This is a genomic window from Gelidibacter sediminis (assembly GCF_004364975.1).
GTDB classification, from domain to species: Bacteria; Bacteroidota; Bacteroidia; order Flavobacteriales; family Flavobacteriaceae; genus Gelidibacter; species Gelidibacter sediminis.
The window spans coordinates 142,272-155,885 of sequence record NZ_SOBW01000008.1 but is presented as its reverse complement, the minus strand read 5'-3'; the positions used below and the strand labels follow the sequence as shown (position 1 = coordinate 155,885).

The window sequence follows — 13,614 nt, the reverse complement described above, 5'->3', positions numbered from 1 at the left end:
ACCTTACAAATCTATAGTATGAATTGCATCAATTCAACTCATTATTCAACCCTAACTAATACTTTTTTTGCACTTAGTATATTTAAATAGTATTAGCAGTGAAATTACTATGCTTTTTTAAATATGCGGAGGGCGACATATTTTTTATGATTTTAAATTGGCGATTGAAATTCGACAGATTATTAAACCCTGACTCGTAAGCGATAGCAGCCACATTGAGCTCGTTCTCCATCAGAAGTTTACACGCGTATCCAATCCTGATTTCATTCACATATTTTGAAAATGTTTTACGATGAACGCGTTTAAAGGATCGACTGAACGCTGAAGGATTCATGTTGACGAGTTCCGCCACAGTCGCCAGATCCATATCGGTATTAAAATTCTTAAAGATATAAGCGATGACTTTGTTGGACAGTTTTGGTTCTTCAAGTTTTAATGAGGCCACATAGCCAGCACTTGCCAAGAGTTTCATATCCTCATGCAATGCCAACTGATGTAGAGTGCCAATAAATTGATGGGTTTTATTAAAATCAGTTTCATCATTTAAGTTGATGATGGCTTGCCGCAGGGCTTTGGGAAGATTTTTAAATAGAATGCCCTGCTCGGCTTTTTTAAATAACTCCACAATCGGTTTCATTTCTGTTAATTGCAGAAACCTTTCCCCTAAAAAATCCTCCTTAAAATGAATAGAAATAGCTTCGGCAATTAACGATTTGTCGTCTTGAAAATATTTGGGATCATTCAACCACATGTGCGGTAGATTCTTCCCAATCAGCACCACATCTTTAGGTTGAAATTTCTTAATGCTATCGCCGATAAATCGGGTGCCTTTACTTTTAAGAACGGTGACCAATTCGAGTTCAGGATGGTAATGCCAAATTTTTAAAAAATTAGCATAACTATTCTTCCGTACGGAAATGGTAGCCGTAGTAGTACTTCGATCAATTAAATGTAATTTCATCGCAATGAAAATAACACATTTACCTCAAATTGGATGTTAAAGTGCAAAAAAAGTATTGATTGAAAGTTTTATAGCACAATTCATATTATTTATCAACGATGAAGGCTCTCAAATTTCAATAGAAGAAGTAAAAAAATTAATATCTTTCAAGTTCCATTTTAAAACACTTTTCATGACCTCAACAACTTTAAAATCGCTTCTTTTTGGAGCACTATTCGTTTCAATAAATGTATCTATAAATGCCCAAGCATTAAGCGGGACACAAATTGACAGTGTAGTTCAAAAAACAATGCAAACGTTTGACGTTCCCGGAATAGCTGTCGCAGTCTTAAAAGATGGTAAAATTTATCATAAAAACACCTATGGCGTACGTTCGGTAAAAACAAAGGCCCCAGTAAATGAACACACGCTTTTTGGAGTGGCATCCAATACCAAAGCGTTTACAACCTCAGCCTTGGCACAACTCATTGATCGTGGAGAACTCACTTGGGATACCAAAGTAATAGACGTTATTCCTGAGTTTCAACTTTATGATGCCTACGTAACTCGCGAATTCACAGTGCGCGATCTTGTAACCCACCGTAGCGGCTTAGGTCTTGGTGCGGGCGATTTGATGGTGTTTCCGGCTTCAAATACGACTACTAAAGACGAGATGATTCACAATCTTCGCTATTTAAAGCCGGTATCCTCCTTCCGCAGTCAGTTTGATTATGACAACTTATTATATATAGTAGCTGGTGAAATTGTTTCAAGAATTTCAGGACAATCCTTTGATGATTATATCTCCGATCACTTCTTCAAACCGTTAAAAATGGAACGTTCCTTATTGTCGATTCCTGAAATAAAAGCGGATCCTAATAGAATTGACGGTCATGCGCCCGTTAATGGCACTTTAGAATTGACAACTGATACGTTTACGCAAATCTCTACGCCTGCAGCCGGTATTTATGCCTCCATCAACGACATGAGCACGTGGGTACAAGCACAATTGAATGATGGGAAATATGGCGAAAAATTGACTGACAGTCTTTTTAGCACCAAAGCTCATAGAGAAATGTGGACGCCACAAACCTTGATTAGAAGTGGCAAAGGTCCTTATAACACTCATTTTTCGGCCTATGGTTTAGGATGGTTTTTGAGCGATGTGAATGGCTATTTTCAAGTGACCCACACGGGAGGACTGTTAGGAATCGTAAGCCAAGTCACCATTATTCCTGAATTGGATTTAGGAATAATCGTTCTGACCAACCAACAAAGCGGTGCGGCATTTAACGCGATCACCAATTCTATTAAGGATGGTTATTTCGGTATCAAAAACCAAGACCGCATCAAACAATACAATGAACGTCGATTGGCGGGCGAAAAAGATGAGGAACGCATTGTTTCTGAATTAGAAAAAGACATTGCCGCACAACTTAAAAGTAAAGCTCCAAAACCGAATCTTTCAGATTATGTTGGGACGTATAAGGATAATTGGTTTGGCAATGTTGCCATAACGAACCAAAACGGCAAACTTCATTTTAAATCTGAAAAATCGTCAGATTTAACTGGAACGATGACCTTTTACAAAGGAACAACTTATGTAGTGCGTTGGAATGACGCTGCATTAAAAGCGGATGCTTTTGTGAATTTTAATTTAGACACTCAAGGGAAAGCGGTTGGTTTTATGATGAGTCCGATTTCGCCACTGACGGATTTCAGTTATGATTTCCAGGATTTGGAATTTCATAGAGCGGAATAATCCTAATTAGTTAAAACTATTGAATTTGGAATTCATGCGGCAAAAATCAATCTTAAGTATGCTCATCGGAGGATAAAAATGCCATATAAAAAGTATAATAATTTAAATAATTGATCCCATGTATTCCAAAAAAGAAATAGCTGCTTTTATTAAAAGAGCTCCCATCCTTCAGGTTATTATAGATGCACAGGTTGTGACTTGGTTAAATCCCGAGTTACAACCTTTTATAAGCGCCCCTAAATTCTCCCTAAGTCTTAAAGACATGGAAGAAGCGGAACGGTTATGGGTTCGTTTTGCACCGTTTTTTGTAAAAGCCTTTCCAGAGACTATTGAAAGCCACGGCATTTTAGAATCGCCTCTCAAAGAAATTCCGAATATGAAATCTGTTTTGGAAAGCAGTCATGGAAACTTTGAAGGGCGATTGTTCTTAAAATGTGATAACGAACTCCCAATTGCAGGCTCAATTAAAGCCCGTGGTGGTTTTTTTGAAATCATCAAATATGCAGAAAAATTAGCGGTCGACGCTGGACTTTTGAAAAAGGACGATGATTACAGTAAGTTGCTATCTCCTGAGTTCCGCATGTTTTTTAGTAGGCATAACATTGGAGTGGCTTCCACTGGCAACCTCGGACTCGGAATTGGCATCATGAGTGCAACCCTAGGTTTTAAAATTACTGTTTACGTTTCAGCCGATGCCAAACAATGGAAAAAAGAGTTGTTGCGCGAAAAAGGTGTTATTGTTGTTGAATTTGAAGGCGATTTTAGTGAAGCCATTTTAGCTGGACGCCAACAAACATTGACGGACCCGAACGCCCATTTTGTTGATGATGAAGATTCAGAAGATTTATTTATTGGCTACACGAGTGGTGCCCTTAGGATGGCCCAGCAATTAAAAGCCCAAAATATTACCGTGGATGCGGATCATCCGTTGTTTGTCTACTCCCCTTGCGGCGTAGGTGGCTCTCCAGGTGGCATCGCTTTTGGATTAAAACAACTCTATGGAGATGATGTGCATTGTTTCTTTATAGAACCCACCCATAGCCCTGGTGTTTTAACCGGCTTGGTTACTGGTGAAATGAGCAACATAAGCGTACAAGATATTGGCTTGGACAATCATACAGAAGCAGATGGATTAGCGGTGGGACGACCGTCTAATTTCGCTACAAAAATCAGCAAGCATTTGATAAGTGGTATTTTGACCGTTGAAGATGATGAGCTATTTAAACTATTAGTACAATTAAAAGATGCCGAGAATATCTTTTTAGAACCTTCGGCCACTGCAGGATTCATCGGACCACAACGGATTCAAGCTTCAGAATACGCAAAAACATATCACCTCAATATGAAAAATGCCACTCATATTGTTTGGGCCACAGGAGGTTTATTGGTGCCAGAATATCAACGGGAGGCTTTTTATGAAAAAGGGAGCCGACTATTGAAATCAGTATAATTTAAAGATATCCTCTATAATTACAACCTATTTGAAGTGCTAAATGCCAAAAAAACAAAAACCCCATAAACAAGATGTTTACAAGGTTTTCCACTTTGCGGATTAACAAAATGCACTCTAAATTTGGCTGAGCTTATGATATCTCTCAATATGATTCAAAAATGCTGAGAGTTTTTTTTCAATCTTTGATCCGAAAATTTTACACTTGCTTTCAATAGTTAATTTCGAAAGTAGCGTACTGTCGTTTTCAACTACCCGCTTTTCCCATAATTTTCCATTTGGAAAGTATATTGTCAATGCAGGATCATGGTCTTGCTGAAAGAAATAAAATTCGTCGCACAGCCAGTTAACAAATTGATCGTAGGTTTTTGAACACGAAAACGTCATTTGAAAAACCACATGGTGACTGAGTTGGTCACATAAATTTTGATCGTGCTTCATCTTAATTCCCTCTTTCATTAGCGCAGTGTCATTTTATACAACCTAAACACTACTTCTCAATTCAACTTATACCATGTGTAATTTAATTCCGGCGCTATACGAGTCAATTTTAGACAATAACGATTGAATGTTTTTCTTTCCAAAATATTTATAATCGTCTGTATGTAATCCAGTATCTTCAATTTTATTCACCACTGTTGGCAAAAAATGATCTGCAGCGTCTTTTTTAATGGCATCCAATTCATTAGAAGTCCCAATAAGGATGATGCCATCAATACCACCATTTCTTAAGCTTTTCAGACTTTCAAATGCACCATTTTCACCATTACAATACTGTTGCACCACCACGCGATAGCCTCGTTCAAAAGCAATATGCTGTATGCTATTTAACATACTTCCATAAATTTTAGAATCAATCTGCGGTACAATTACTGCAATGGTATTGCTTTTTTGAGACCTGAGTGCGATAGCCGAATTGTTTGGAACAAAATCACAACTCTCTGCCAATTCTTTAATAATCCTTCTGGTTTTTGGACTAATGTCCTTTTTGTCGCGTAACGCCTTGGATACCGTAGAAACAGAATATCCACTCATTTTCGACAAGGTTTTCATTGTTACTTCCATCATAATTCAATTTCATTTAAGGTTAAAAATGCCATCTTACAAAGGCCTCCATAGCTGCATAATGTGATAAGCCTAAGCGATCATATGTGTCAGCAGTTTCTTTATTTCTATCTTCCGCACGTTGCCAAAACTCTCTTGAATCAGAGCCTTGGAACACTACACCATCTTTTTGCGATTGGTGCTTAAATATGCCATGGCGTTTTTCCAGTACCTGCTCAGGGCTCATTGGTACTGCCATTTCAATTTCATCAACACCCCACTCTTGCCATGCTCCTCTATAGAGCCACACACGACAATCTTTCATAAACGGTTTATCCTTTAATCTTCTCACCGCCTCAAATACTGCATCTAAACACACTTTGTGAGTACCGTGTGGATCAGCTAAATCTCCAGCCGCATAAATTTGATGGGGTTTAATACTTTCAATTAAATCTACTGTGAGTTGAATATCTTCTTCTCCTAAAGGCTTTTTATCAATAGTCCCAGTTTCATAAAAAGGCATTTCCATAAAATGTATTTGTTTATCAGATAAGCCTACAAAATGACTTGTCGCTCTTGCTTCTCCTTTTCTGATTAAGCCTTTGATGTATCGCGTTTCTGGGATATCAATTTCACTTGGCTTTTTCTCTTTAAGTGCCTTCACCATTTTAGTGTAGATTTTCTGGGTTGCATCACTGTTGATTCCAAATTTCTCATTGTAATCAATAACAAAATTTGCAAAGCGCAACGCTTCTTCATCAGCTACAGCTATATTACCTGAGGTCTGATATGCCACATGTACGTCATGCCCTTGTTCGTGAAGTCTTTTAAAAGTCCCACCCATACTAATGATATCATCATCTGGATGCGGACTGAATATAATAACACGTTTTTTAGCAGGTTCGGCACGTTCAGGACGTTTAGTATCGTCGGCATTAGGTTTTCCACCAGGCCAGCCTGTAATGGTATGTTGGAGATCATTAAATATTTTGATATTAATGTCATAGCCATTTCCGTAATCGGCCAACAAATCGCTCATCCCATTTTCAATATAGTCTGCTTCCGTGAGCATAAGGATGGGTTTGTTTAGATGCAGAGCTAATCCGGTTACCGCTTTTCTTATAAGTTTATCAGTCCAAACAACTTTTTCAACTAACCATGGCGTATTGATTCGAGTTAACTTTGAAGCCGCACCCTTGTCCAATACAAAGGTTGCATTATTGTGCTCTTGCAAGAACGATGCTGGCACTTGATTAGTGATCTGACCTTCAACAGAAGCTCTAATGATAGCAGATTTAGCTTCACCCCAAGCCATAAGGATAACGCGTTTAGCTTCCATAATTTTCTTTACACCTAATGTAATAGCCGTTTTTGGTGTATTGACTAAGCCTGCAAAATCTTTACTTGCCGCTACTCGCGTAATATGATCTAAAGCTACCAATCGTGTTTTAGAGTTTTGTAAAGACCCCGATTCATTAAATCCAATATGACCATTTCCACCAATACCTAAAATCTGCAAATCAATACCACCCAAAGCTTCTATCTTCGCTTCATAACGGCTACAATAGTCCGCAATATCTGCCTTAGATAATGTACCATCAGGAATATGACAATTTTCCTTTAGGATGTCTACTTGATCAAACAGCAAGGTTTTCATAAAACGCACATAGCTATTTACGGAGTCTGGTTCCATTGGATAATATTCATCCAAATTAAACGTGACCACATTTTTAAAGCTCAAGCCTTCTTCCTTATGAAGCCTTACCAGTTCCGCATACAAACCTTTTGGAGATGAGCCTGTTGCCAAGCCCAATACACATGGTTGTTTTTGTGATTGTTTTACTTTTATAAGTTTTGCAATTTCCTTAGCGATGGCTTTAGATGCTGTTTGAGAGTCTTCAAAAACTTTGGTATTAATATTTTCAAATCGTTTCTCGAAACCAGTTGCTTTATCGATGGTACTTTTTAACATGGCTATATAATTAATTATTTATGACTTCAATTTTGTTTTTTAGAATAGATTCCATAACCCAATTGGTATGGGCTGCGGTCTCTCCAGTTGAGGGGTGTAATGCGCCTTCTCTTAAATGCGATTTTATATTCTCAACATGATGTGTTTGGATATGTTCTGGATTTGGAATAGACAATTGCGTGGTTTCATCATCGCATTCTAAAACGATAGGACTTTCACCAAACACTGAAAAGGTAATATTTCCCTTATTTCCATAAAGTTTCACAATATCCTCACGTGACTCCGCTCCAAAATTCCAACTACCAAATCCCGTAACTCCGGAATCATGCTGCCACTTGCCTTTGATGGTATCTTTTGCAGAATACAGACCCAACTTATTTTCAGCTAAACCTTCCGCACTGTTTATAGACCCTAATAGATACACGAACAAATCCAGTCCGTGGGAGGCTAAATCATCAAAATACCCACCAGGAGCAATATTGATATCTGTACGCCAATTGTAGGTTCTGGACATATCGAGTTCATTGGCGGGTTTGCAAAATTGCCAATGAATGTGACGGATACTACCTATTTTGCCTTCATCAATCCATTGCTTTATTTGAAGAAATCTTGGCAAAGACCGTCTATAGTAGGATACAAATAATGGTAAGCCAGCATTTTTAAATGCAGCATTAATTCTTTTACAGGCCTCATAACTAGTTGCCATAGGTTTTTCAATACAGCAAACCTTGCCAGCTGCAGCAACTTTCAACGCATAGAATTCATGAGAATCTGGAGGCGTGGCAATATAAACGGCATCAATTTCTGGATGATTTATGAGGGTATCCGCATCATCATAAAAATTAGGAACTTGATGCCTGTGAGCATAATCTTTGGCTTTAGAAAGGTCACGACCCATCACTGCAAAAAGCTCGAAGCCTTCAGTGTGTTGGTATGCAGGCGCACTTTTAACCTCCGTCACACTGCCACATCCAATCATGCCCCATTTATATGTTCTATTCTCCTTCATCGCTATCATTCAACCTTACAAATTATTTACTCCAGCTTTTAATTTTATGACCCCACAGTGCAAAAAACAGAATGATGATGTAACACGGTATCAAAATCCAATAGCTACTAGTTGAAGCGGTTGACAAGGCATCAGCTTCCTGAAGTCCACTAGCAATCAAATCGTGTTTATTGGCATCAACCATACGTCCGTATAATGGTGGAATAATTGCCCCACCCGATATGGCCATAATCAATAAGGCCGATGCTGTTTTAGTATGCTTGCCCAATCCATCTAAGGTTAATGGCCAAATTGCTGGCCAAACCAAAGCGTTTGAGATTCCTAAGGCTGCCACAAAAAGTACAGAGGTAAATCCTGAAGTAGACAGAATCAAGAAACTGAATATAATTCCTAAAACGGCACTTCCGATAAGCGCTGTTTTTTGAGAGAGGTATTTTGGGATTAAGAACACTCCTAACGCGTAGGTTGCTACCATGGCCATTAGCGTATAGGTTGTAAAAAATTTAGCTTCGGCAGCTTTGATTCCTAGGGATATTCCGTAGGCAATAATGGTATCTCCTGCTATAACTTCCGCTCCAACATATACAAATAAGGCAATCACCCCCAACCACAATTGTGGGTATTGAAATATACTTTTTGAAGTAGCACCTCCAGTGGTCACCTCGTCTTCTACCGTGGCTTCCACATTTGGCAAGTTGGCTTTTCTTATTAAGAAGGCAAAAATGAATAGCACAACGGCCATTACAATATATGGTGTGTGTACACTATCCGCCATCGCGTCTAACAACACCGATTTTTCATCAGCTGAGACACTGCCCAGTTTTTTATTTACCTCATCAATTCCTGATAACAATAGTGCTCCAAAAATAACCGAACCTAAAGCGCCTGCCACTTTATTGGCGATGCCCATCATTGCCATACGTTTAGCACCACTTTCAATGGGTCCCAAAATGGTGATGTACGGATTTGCTGCAGTTTGACAGATGGTCATCCCGATACCTTGAATAAAAATCGCTACTAAAAACAACCAATAGGTGCGGGCATCAGCAGCTGGTATAAAGACCAGAGCGCCTACAGCCATGACGGCCAATCCTAAAGAAATACCGTTTTTATAACCTACTTTATTGATGATGTAAGACGCAGGCAAGGCCATGACCACGAAAGAAATATAAGATGCTGTGGCTACCAAGTATGACTGTGCTTCAGTAAGCTCATTAATGGTCTTCATAAAAGGAATTAAAGCACCATTAATCCATGTTACAAAACCGAAAATTGCGAAGAGTCCTCCAATGATAAGAATAGGGACAAGATTGTTTTTAGTTGTAGTACTCATATTTACAGGGTTTTGGTTAGTTGCATAGTTAATCTCGGTTTTTATAATGCTCAAAGTGTTTACGTTGCTTTAAACACCTAATTTTTCACTCAAACTTTGTAATAATTTAAATTGATTCTTTGCACGATCAAGATTATGCTCAGGGTATTTTGTTTTAAAATAAATATCGTTATTGAGATAATCAGTTAAAAACCGTAACCCTATAATGAATATCATGGTCTTCGCGCCCAAGGGTAAGTATTTCAGTTCTGTAGGCGATAATGCCGACTTCATTTTCTTGAGAAACCCCTTAGTAAAGGCATTGTAATATTCCATATTAAACTCCACCAAATCCAAATTCCTTTCATCCTCCGCGGCTGTATTACAAATGGTACGGATGGCATCTCCAAAATCGTAATGTACAATTCCTGGCATCACGGTATCGGTATCAATCAAACACAATCCTTTATCATGCTTATTAAATAAAACGTTAGAGATTTTGGTGTCATTATGGGTAACGCGCACTTTAATATCTCCAGATTCCTTTAAATTTTGAAGAATATGCATTTCCTCTTTAGCATTTTCTACTAGCGTTATATAAGATTTGGCCGTTTCCAAACGTTCCTTTGTAGCCAATCGTTTGGCCTCTTCAAACTCCCAATATCTAAAAGACATATCGTGGAATTTTGGTATCACCTCAGTTAATTTAGACGCTTCAAAATCACTTGTCAAAGTCAAAAATTGCCCTAATAATCGGCCGCCTTCGTAAGCAATGTCAGTATTGGATACAGACTCATGAGTCACACTTTTATCAATAAAATGCATGAGGTTCCAATAATTTCCTTCATCGCCCCTATAATAGGAGTCACCCGTTTTGGTGGTATAAAATCTCAGAATGCGTCGATTTTGTTTTTTTGGCGACAAATGACTAAGCTTTTCTTTAATGTGATTACTGATCATCATTTTATTTTCAATAAGCCCCGGCACATCTTTAAACACCCCATGATTGATGCGTTGCAACACATAATAGGGTTTATGCTTAGTCTTTATCAAATAGGTATCATTGATATGGCCTGATGCCAATTCTTTGTAGGAATCAAATTCAGCCTCATGCTCAAATTGTGCAAAAACAAATTTTAATCTTTCTGTCATCATCCTACCATAATTTTTTTGGATACACCCCTTTTGCCTTCAGCTTCCCTATAGCAGCCTCCACTATTTCCTTATCTTCTTTATAAGTCACCCCAAACCATTGTGCATCAGATTTAAGAACTTCTACACTGGCCTTGTCTGATCTTAATATTTCATTGACGACGTAAGGAATAAAAAACTCAGCTTTCGGATTGTTTTTATTAACTTTCAAAAACGCGTCAAACAGCTGTCCTCCAAATTCAAAACATTTTGGGGTAAACCCCCAAAAATTCATTGATACAATGGTATCTCCATCAATTGGAAGCCACTTACCATTGGCATCCTTTCGCATCAACTTACCATCTATTTTTTCTATATGGGTACGTTCAGTCACATCTTTTAAATAGCCATTGGCATCAACATCACATTCGCCACGAGCTACATGTCCATGATCTGATACTGTGTTTTTAAGGAGGTATGCCATCATGTTAAAATCATACGATTCCTCACTTTTCTCAGATAGGGACTTAGCCATGACCTCAAAGGCTTCACGGCCATAAAAATCATCAGCATTGATAATTGCAAAATTTTCATGCACCACATCTTTTGCCATTAACAAGGCATGACCTGTACCCCATGGTTTGGTCCTATTGGGATCAATATATTTTTTAGGAACGCTGTCAAACTCTTGATAGACATAAGCCACCTCTGCTTTTCCTTTTAATTTATGATCGATGAGACTTCTAAATTCGTTTTCAAAACTCTTTCTTATGATAAAAACAAACTTGCCAAACCCGGCCTGTAGGGCATCATATATTGAAAAATCAATGATCGTATCACCCTCGGGTGTAAACGAATCTATCTGTTTTAAACCGCCATACCTACTCCCCATTCCAGCAGCCAAAATGACCAATGTAGGTTTGTTTGTTCTTACCATGTTTTTATTTTTTTTAGTTTTGGAATTAATCAATTGAGCATCAACCCTAAAACACTGACTTTCTTACAAATAAAATGTTGTATTGAACACAAACCTAAGATATGAATTTGAAATAACCAAGGAATTTTCATAAATTGTGCTCGAACACAGTAATGCGAATATAAACATCTATTGAATGCAAAACAAATGTCAATCATGAAAAAATACACCATTAAAGATATTGCACAGTTGGCAGGGGTTTCTAAAGGAACTGTGGACAGGGTCATCCACAATAGAGGCAATGTGGCGAAAGACGTAGAAGACAAGGTAAGAGCGTTACTGACGGAAATTAATTACCAACCTAATCTGATTGCGCGCAATTTAAAGAACAACAAAATATTTAATATTGGCATTTTAATACCTGATCCTGAGATTGATGCCTATTGGGCCGTATGTACGGATGGTATCAATAGTGCCTTAGCTGAGTTTAGCGCCTTTGATGTGCGTATTAATACCTTTTTATACGACCCCACAAGTACCGCTGATTTTTTAACACGCAATGAACAACTGTTAAAGTCCGAGCCTGACGTTATTCTTATGGTACCATTGTTTTATAAAGAAGCTACTCGTGTTTTAAAACATTATCAGTCTCTAAATATACCAGTAGGCACATTTAACAACCAGATTACCTCCTCTTCAGCAAGTTTTATTGGTCAAGATCTATATCAAAGTGGAAGAATAGCCGCTAAGTTGTTGCATAGTATAAGCGATAAAGGCGATATGGCAATTGTGCATATTGACGAAAAATATAAAAATGCGGTGCATATGCAAGAGAAGGAAAAGGGCTTTAGAAATTATTTTGAGAATCTAGATAACTTTGAAAATACCATATTAACCTGTAAGGTAAAATACATTGAAACTGAAGATAAACTTCGCGACTTTATCAATGATCATCCTAATTTAGAGGGAATGTTTGTAACAAACTCCAAAGCGTTTCACGTGGCTCGGCTTTTAGAGTCTGAACATAAAACGCATATTAAGTTGGTGGGTTATGATTTATTATGTGATAATGTAAACTATCTCAACACGGGCACCATCGATTTTCTGATCCATCAAAATCCGCGGCAACAAGCTTACCTAGGGTTAAAATACCTTATAGAATATTTGGTGTTTGATAAACCTATACCTGAAAAATTTCTATTGCCTATAGATATTATCAACTCAGAAAATGTAACACCCTTTTTACGACCTTAAAAATCTTCTAAGAGAAATGTACCAAAGGAAGAAGCGGTATGAAATTCTGGAGTATCAGTTTGTGGATCTACCCAGGTAATCCACGTGGGTTCAAACTGACCATTTTGCTGTTGATTGTACTTTGCGCGATATATTCCAGCTTGGATGCTACCATCACTCTGAATTAGTTCTAATTGCTTTAAAGAATTCATGCTAAGGGCTACTTCCACACAAAAATAGGTTTCGGTAATAAAAGATTTTATAGCGATATCGTCCTTTGGCCAATTCCATGAAAAATCAAATTGCCGTTGTGGTCTTGCCATAAAATCCTGAACTCTTGCCAATGGGTCAATTTCCAAACAATAATAAGGGTTTAGATGCTCATCAGATCTTAAAAACAGTTCTACCCTATCTGAATTGTCGACGCTTTTCTTGGAATTATCAGTGCTGTCAATATGCAATTGACTATCGTGTACTTTATAGAATAAAAACAAGGTCTCCCCATCATGAATCGCTCGAAATTCGATATCCCCTACAGATTCAAAATGCCATGGCGAAGAAAAGTCATTTATCATATGTGCTCGATTCCATAATGGATGATCCCCTCTACCATTTATGCTCATGGTGTTGACATTTACTTTATGGACCTTATATGTTTTCATACTTAATTTTTGAAAAATCTCAATGATGCCGTCAATACTATGACTTCAATTTGGAAGGAAAATTAAACTTTTCTATTCATTCTGCAAAACAAATACAAACATCATATGTCCCAGGGTGACGCCTATTTATATCGTTTGCTAAAAACAAAGGACCTAGACAATAATTTTATAATTAAGCATGAG

Annotated in this window: 12 protein-coding genes; 3 read left to right on the top strand and 9 right to left on the bottom strand. The window is 37.8% G+C overall.

Features of this window, described 5'->3' with window-relative positions; genetic code table 11:
- Nucleotides 1–82 precede the first annotated feature (82 nt).
- The gene (locus BXY82_RS07365; RefSeq protein ID WP_133757564.1) at nt 83–961 is read right to left on the bottom strand and encodes an AraC family transcriptional regulator; all 879 of its coding nucleotides are present in this window, start codon (nt 959–961) and stop codon (nt 83–85) included.
- A 172-nt stretch (nt 962–1,133) separates the two neighbouring features.
- On the opposite strand from BXY82_RS07365, the gene BXY82_RS07360 reads away from it, so the two are divergent.
- Nucleotides 1,134–2,702 carry a serine hydrolase gene (locus BXY82_RS07360; protein ID WP_133757563.1) on the top strand — a complete coding sequence of 523 codons (1,569 nt, stop codon included), beginning with the start codon at nt 1,134–1,136 and terminating at the stop codon, nt 2,700–2,702.
- Between the two features lie 118 nt (nt 2,703–2,820).
- On the top strand, nt 2,821–4,152 hold the full coding sequence (locus BXY82_RS07355) for a D-serine ammonia-lyase (RefSeq protein ID WP_133757562.1): 1,332 nt from the start codon (nt 2,821–2,823) through the stop codon (nt 4,150–4,152).
- 117 nt (nt 4,153–4,269) lie between these two features.
- On the opposite strand, the gene BXY82_RS07350 is transcribed toward BXY82_RS07355, so the two are convergent.
- From BXY82_RS07350 to BXY82_RS07320, 7 genes are all read right to left on the bottom strand, one after another.
- Nucleotides 4,270–4,611: a hypothetical protein gene (locus tag BXY82_RS07350; RefSeq protein ID WP_133757561.1), complete on the bottom strand. Its 342-nt coding sequence runs from the start codon at nt 4,609–4,611 to the stop codon at nt 4,270–4,272.
- 48 nt (nt 4,612–4,659) lie between these two features.
- The gene (locus BXY82_RS07345) at nt 4,660–5,220 is read right to left on the bottom strand and encodes a LacI family DNA-binding transcriptional regulator (protein WP_133757560.1); all 561 of its coding nucleotides are present in this window, start codon (nt 5,218–5,220) and stop codon (nt 4,660–4,662) included.
- 19 nt (nt 5,221–5,239) lie between these two features.
- Nucleotides 5,240–7,168: a glucosamine-6-phosphate deaminase gene (gene nagB / locus BXY82_RS07340; RefSeq protein WP_133757559.1), complete on the bottom strand. Its 1,929-nt coding sequence runs from the start codon at nt 7,166–7,168 to the stop codon at nt 5,240–5,242.
- Between the two features lie 10 nt (nt 7,169–7,178).
- Nucleotides 7,179–8,177, bottom strand: coding sequence for a Gfo/Idh/MocA family protein (locus BXY82_RS07335; RefSeq protein ID WP_133757558.1), 999 nt, complete (start codon nt 8,175–8,177; stop codon nt 7,179–7,181).
- A gap of 22 nt (nt 8,178–8,199) precedes the next feature.
- Nucleotides 8,200–9,510 carry a sugar MFS transporter gene (locus BXY82_RS07330; RefSeq protein WP_133757557.1) on the bottom strand — a complete coding sequence of 437 codons (1,311 nt, stop codon included), beginning with the start codon at nt 9,508–9,510 and terminating at the stop codon, nt 8,200–8,202.
- Between the two features lie 69 nt (nt 9,511–9,579).
- Nucleotides 9,580–10,644, bottom strand: a complete 1,065-nt coding sequence (locus tag BXY82_RS07325) for a phosphotransferase enzyme family protein (protein WP_133757556.1) — start codon at nt 10,642–10,644, stop codon at nt 9,580–9,582.
- Nucleotide 10,645: 1 nt separating this feature from the next.
- Nucleotides 10,646–11,557, bottom strand: coding sequence for a nucleotidyltransferase family protein (locus BXY82_RS07320; RefSeq protein WP_133757555.1), 912 nt, complete (start codon nt 11,555–11,557; stop codon nt 10,646–10,648).
- 195 nt (nt 11,558–11,752) lie between these two features.
- Here BXY82_RS07320 and BXY82_RS07315 point away from each other — a divergent pair, with 195 nt between their 5' ends.
- A complete protein-coding gene (locus BXY82_RS07315; RefSeq protein WP_243835737.1) occupies nt 11,753–12,790 on the top strand; it encodes a LacI family DNA-binding transcriptional regulator in 1,038 nt (345 codons plus the stop codon).
- Here the strand turns inward: BXY82_RS07315 and BXY82_RS07310 are convergent.
- Nucleotides 12,787–13,431 (bottom strand): sugar-binding protein, encoded by a 645-nt coding sequence (locus tag BXY82_RS07310; protein ID WP_133757554.1) that lies wholly within the window; start codon nt 13,429–13,431, stop codon nt 12,787–12,789. The genes BXY82_RS07315 and BXY82_RS07310 overlap by 4 nt on opposite strands.
- Between the last annotated feature and the right edge of the window lie 183 nt (nt 13,432–13,614).

Bases quoted from the DNA above. Each gene is read 5' to 3' on its own strand.
- BXY82_RS07320 (WP_133757555.1), bottom strand. From the start codon at position 11,557: ATGGTAAGAACAAACAAACCTACATTGGTCATTTTGGCTGCTGGAATG.
- BXY82_RS07335 (WP_133757558.1), bottom strand. From the start codon at position 8,177: ATGAAGGAGAATAGAACATATAAATGGGGCATGATTGGATGTGGCAGT.
- nagB (WP_133757559.1), bottom strand. From the start codon at position 7,168: ATGTTAAAAAGTACCATCGATAAAGCAACTGGTTTCGAGAAACGATTT.
- BXY82_RS07315 (WP_243835737.1), top strand. From the start codon at position 11,753: ATGAAAAAATACACCATTAAAGATATTGCACAGTTGGCAGGGGTTTCT.
- BXY82_RS07345 (WP_133757560.1), bottom strand. From the start codon at position 5,220: ATGATGGAAGTAACAATGAAAACCTTGTCGAAAATGAGTGGATATTCT.
- BXY82_RS07355 (WP_133757562.1), top strand. From the start codon at position 2,821: ATGTATTCCAAAAAAGAAATAGCTGCTTTTATTAAAAGAGCTCCCATC.
- BXY82_RS07360 (WP_133757563.1), top strand. From the start codon at position 1,134: ATGACCTCAACAACTTTAAAATCGCTTCTTTTTGGAGCACTATTCGTT.
- BXY82_RS07365 (WP_133757564.1), bottom strand. From the start codon at position 961: ATGAAATTACATTTAATTGATCGAAGTACTACTACGGCTACCATTTCC.
- BXY82_RS07330 (WP_133757557.1), bottom strand. From the start codon at position 9,510: ATGAGTACTACAACTAAAAACAATCTTGTCCCTATTCTTATCATTGGA.
- BXY82_RS07310 (WP_133757554.1), bottom strand. From the start codon at position 13,431: ATGAAAACATATAAGGTCCATAAAGTAAATGTCAACACCATGAGCATA.
- BXY82_RS07350 (WP_133757561.1), bottom strand. From the start codon at position 4,611: ATGAAAGAGGGAATTAAGATGAAGCACGATCAAAATTTATGTGACCAA.
- BXY82_RS07325 (WP_133757556.1), bottom strand. From the start codon at position 10,644: ATGATGACAGAAAGATTAAAATTTGTTTTTGCACAATTTGAGCATGAG.